The organism is Methylobacterium sp. AC690, from assembly GCF_979256535.1.
In genome coordinates this window covers 1-3,116 of record NZ_CEEDOX010000047.1, presented here as the reverse complement: position 1 = coordinate 3,116, position 3,116 = coordinate 1, and the positions used below count along the sequence as shown (strand labels likewise).

General features: G+C 67.5%; 3 protein-coding genes. 2 read left to right on the top strand and 1 reads right to left on the bottom strand.

Annotation, left to right across the window (positions count from 1 at the left end):
• Positions 1-316 precede the first annotated feature (316 nt).
• Positions 317-1,144 carry a helix-turn-helix domain-containing protein gene (locus AC0IY1_RS25245; RefSeq protein ID WP_471773316.1) on the bottom strand — a complete coding sequence of 276 codons (828 nt, stop codon included), beginning with the start codon at positions 1,142-1,144 and terminating at the stop codon, positions 317-319.
• A gap of 617 nt (positions 1,145-1,761) precedes the next feature.
• On the opposite strand from AC0IY1_RS25245, the gene AC0IY1_RS25240 reads away from it, so the two are divergent.
• Positions 1,762-2,442 carry a ParA family protein gene (locus AC0IY1_RS25240; RefSeq protein WP_055956744.1) on the top strand — a complete coding sequence of 227 codons (681 nt, stop codon included), beginning with the start codon at positions 1,762-1,764 and terminating at the stop codon, positions 2,440-2,442.
• On the top strand, positions 2,439-2,840 hold the full coding sequence (locus tag AC0IY1_RS25235; protein ID WP_471773314.1) for a hypothetical protein: 402 nt from the start codon (positions 2,439-2,441) through the stop codon (positions 2,838-2,840). Before AC0IY1_RS25240 ends, AC0IY1_RS25235 begins: the two co-directional genes overlap by 4 nt.
• Positions 2,841-3,116 lie beyond the last annotated feature (276 nt).

The window sequence follows — 3,116 nt, the reverse complement described above, 5'->3', positions numbered from 1 at the left end:
GCCAAATCGTCAGGAGATGCAAAAGCAAGCCGCCAACCCCGTTGGCCGCCCGCCGATGAACCGGGGTATACGGATCACGCCCCAACCCGTCAACCGCCGGAGGCGGGGAAAACGCACATGTCGCAGTTTGGTTCTCTCCCGGACGCAGCGACGGGTGCGCGCCCCTGTCGAGGTCGCGCTCCGACGAGGCCGGGAATCCTGCCCCGATCGCGTGACCTCGACACGTGCTCACCCTGGCGTTGCGCGCGCTTTTCGGGGGGGGACGGCCCTAATCCCGAGGCGGGACAGGCCACCGAAGCTCCACCCGATCGGCGTTTCATCCCCAGGTTGTGCGTCTCTTCACTCCTTTTCTCGTAAACCCTTGATTCCGTGGGCTTCTCAAAAGTGAACCCTCCCCCCTTCCCACCACACCCGTGGTCTGAAGGCTGGAGTATCCCCTGTCCTGAAGCGCTGCAGGCTCGGCAGCGGGGGGGCGGACAGCCGTGCTCGGGGCAGTCCACCGCGCCAGCCAGGCCAGCCAGCTCGGGGAGACGATCCGAACCACGTTGGTGCGATTGGGACGGTACTGGACCCGTCGTTCCGTGATGGACACCAGGCCGAGGTTCTGGGCAATCCGCAGGGCCAGGCGCGCCTTGGTCTGGCCCACCCCGGCCCGGGCGGCGATCTCGGGGATCGAGAGCGTGCACTGGCGCTCGGCGACGAACGAGTCGGCCACGATCTTGAGGACGGCCAGTTCCCCCGTGGTGAAGCGGCAAGCGAGCTTCGGCGGCAGGGGCCCGGAGGCTGCCAGGGTCCGCCGGCGTTCCAGCGAGCGGGCCCGGTCAGGCGAGCGCTGGGGGCGCTTGGGTGGGAAATAGGACCAGGGGCGCGGATCCTGGCCCGGGCTCTGGCCGGAGGACGCTTCCGGGACCTCCGCGGCCGCTTCGGGGGGCTTCCGGGAGGAGACGACCGCAAGGCCTCCGAGGGAAATGGCGGAGGCCTGGGCGCGCGGTCTGCGGCGGCCGTGGATGGCTTCGGCGAGGGCCTGGGCCTGGGCTTCCGTCAGGGTGCCCTCCCCGGCCGCACGCCACAGATCGCGGCTCAGGGCGTCCAGGGCGGCCAGGGGAACATGGTTAACGAGACTGAGTAGGTGGTCGAACGACATGGTGGTCCCTGGGTTGGGACCGCATCGGGCTGAGCGACATCGCCTCGAGAATGCACATTCTCGATTGACTCCTGAGGGGAGCTATGATGTACTGAGGACATTCCAGTCTTTTTCAGTACACTGCCGATTTGACGGCCCTCCGGTTTGGCGACCGGGGGGCCGTTGTCGTTTCAGGGTCCTACTGCGGCGGGCGGTGGTTCCTTGATCGAATCCCCGGTCAAGCAAGGACCGAAGACCGCGCATTCGGCATGCGAGGGGTACTCCTGTCAAACCAGGGACTTGCGTCGCTCCGCAGCCGTGCCTGATCCGTGGCCCCTGCCGGGACCGATGCGCCCGTTCATTCCCCGATCCGTCCGATCCGAGACAGGGCATTTCCCTCGGCGAACCGGATAGCGTCACGGGTCCGGCAGACGATCTGCCCGACAGAGACAACCCCCTTATCCAATCGTAAGTTATTCAAACATCATGCAAATATCGCACAGATGGGCAAATGGGCTTTTGCCCAAGAACCCAATTGGGTTTACGGGTTCTTGGGAATTTGGGCGCTAGGGCAATGGGGCTCTTGGGACGATGCGCCCGGGAGGTTTGGGGTCCAGGAGGCCCGGGGAGCCTGTTCGATGGCGGTCATCAGCGTCTGCTCTACGAAGGGCGGAGTCGGGAAGACGACGCTCGTGATCTGCCTGGCGGATGCCTTCGCGCGCCAGGGGGGGAGCGTGGCCATCGTCGATGCCGACCCGAACGGGCATGTGGGCGCCTGGCGTGAGCGGGCGGGGGCGGACTCCACCGTCGCGGTCATCTCGGGCGTGACGGAGACCGTCATCCTCGACCGCATTGCGGAGGCGGCGACACAGTACGGGATCGTCCTGGTGGATCTCGAGGGCGCCGCCTCGCAAGCCGTCACCTACGCGATCGCCGAGTCGGACCTCGTGCTGATCCCCACCAAGATCTCGGGTATGGACCTGCAGGAGGTGTTCCGAACCTACGAGGTGGTGCAGCGGGCCGAGCGCATGCTGCGCCGATCAATCCCCGCGCGGGTGGTGCTGACCCAGATGTCGCCCCTGCAGAGCCGCGTCGCCCAGCATGCCCGGGAGGAGATCCAGGGCGCCGGCATCCCGCTGCTGCGGACCGAGGTGATCCAGCGGGCCGCGTACCAATCCATGCATTTCACGGGGTCGACGCCGGCCGGGCCGGGCGGAGACCCGAAGGCCGCCGCCGAGGTGGGGGGTGTCCTGAACGAACTCCTCGCCATCCTGGCCAAGCAGCAGGAGCTGGCCGAGCAACAGGGAGCCGGACGATGAACAAGCCTCCGTTCCTGCCCTCACCCCGCCCACGGCCGCATACGAGTCCGGAGGATGCCCGGCTGCTGGCGGCCGCGACGAGCGACCTCGGTTTCACCCGGGCCTCGAACGCCCCCCAGGAACCGCCAGCCGCCCCGAGGCTTCCGGAGGCGCCCCGGCCAGCCGAGGTCACCGAGGCCAGCCCGGTCCCGACACCGAAGACCCGGGCTGCCGCGAGGCGAAAGACCAAGGCGACGGTCCTGAAGGTCGAGGTGCCGGATCCCGTCTGGACGGCCCTGCGGCAGGAGGCCCTCGATCGCCGGGTGACCGTGAAGTACCTGGTCCTCGAGGCCCTGGCGGCCAAGGGCTACGCCTTCGATCTCTCTGCCATCCCGAAAGACGGTCGCCGCCTGCGCTAGGTGAAGGGTCCGCAGGGGCCCTGTCCGAACAGCGGCTTGTCCGCAGATCCGATCTGGACCTTGCGGACGCCAGTCAGGCCTCCGCACCCCTGTCCGCAGGAGCATGGTCCAACGGACGTCGGGACCGACCGATGCTCAGAAACGCAGAAAGGCCGCCCCGGAGGGCGGCCTTTCGAAGACGACGATCGTTTGAGGGATTGTCACGTGTTCTGTGCAGGTCTGGCGGCGACCGACTCTCCCGTGTCTTGAGACACAGTACCATGGGCGCTGGTGCGT